2 rRNA genes are annotated in these 906 nt (G+C 49.1%); both read left to right on the top strand.

Annotated features, from left to right (window positions below):
* A 16S ribosomal RNA gene (locus EC604_RS29440) occupies positions 1-63 on the top strand; the annotation flags it as partial.
* A 365-nt stretch (positions 64-428) separates the two neighbouring features.
* Positions 429-906 (top strand): 23S ribosomal RNA (locus tag EC604_RS29445); the annotation flags it as partial.

The following is a 906-nucleotide window of genomic DNA, read 5'->3' on the forward strand; positions in this document are numbered from 1 at the left end:
ATGATTGGGGTGAAGTCGTAACAAGGTAGCCGTATCGGAAGGTGCGGCTGGATCACCTCCTTTCTATGGAGAATCGTTTCCCGCGTGGAAACATTCAAAAAGTCTTCAGGAAGTATGCTTCCGAAGCGAGCTTTACTTCGTAAAGCTTTCCACTCACTCGTTGCTCAGTTTTGAGAGCTCAAACTCTCAACACTTCTCGTTGATTCGACCGACACATCTGTGAACGGCCCGAACCAAACGATTTGTTCTTTGAAAACTAGATATCGAAACGAAACAAACGCGAATTAGAACATTCCTTTAAGCTGATCTTGTGTAAACAAGTGAAGTGTTTTATAAGGTAGATTGCTGGAGCGAGTGATCGAAATGGAGCGACTTTTGGATTTGCGCAAGCAAACCAAGCGGAGCGACAGCTCGAACACGAGCGCAATGGTTAAGCTACTAAGAGCACACGGAGGATGCCTAGGCGCTAGGAGCCGATGAAGGACGTGGCGAACAACGAAACTGCCTCGGGGAGCTGTAAGCAAGCTTTGATCCGGGGATGTCCGAATGGGGAAACCCAGCTGGGGTAATATCCAGTTACTCATAACTGAATACATAGGTTATGTAGAGGCATACCAGGGGAACTGAAACATCTAAGTACCCTGAGGAAGAGAAAACAACAGTGATTCCGTCAGTAGCGGCGAGCGAACGCGGAGAAGCCCAAACCAGAGAGCTTGCTCTTTGGGGTTGTGGGACGTCTCACATGGAGTTACAAAGGAGTCGGTTAAACGAAGAGGTCTGGAAAGGCCCGCCAAAGAAGGTAAAAGCCCTGTAGTTGAAAGTCTGCTCTCTCCGAGACGGATCCCGAGTAGTGCGGGGCACGTGAAACCCCGTATGAATCCGGCAGGACCATCTGCCAAGGCTAAA

The sequence above is a fragment of the Paenibacillus amylolyticus genome (assembly GCF_003719335.1).
Taxonomy (GTDB): domain Bacteria; phylum Bacillota; class Bacilli; order Paenibacillales; family Paenibacillaceae; genus Paenibacillus; species Paenibacillus amylolyticus_D.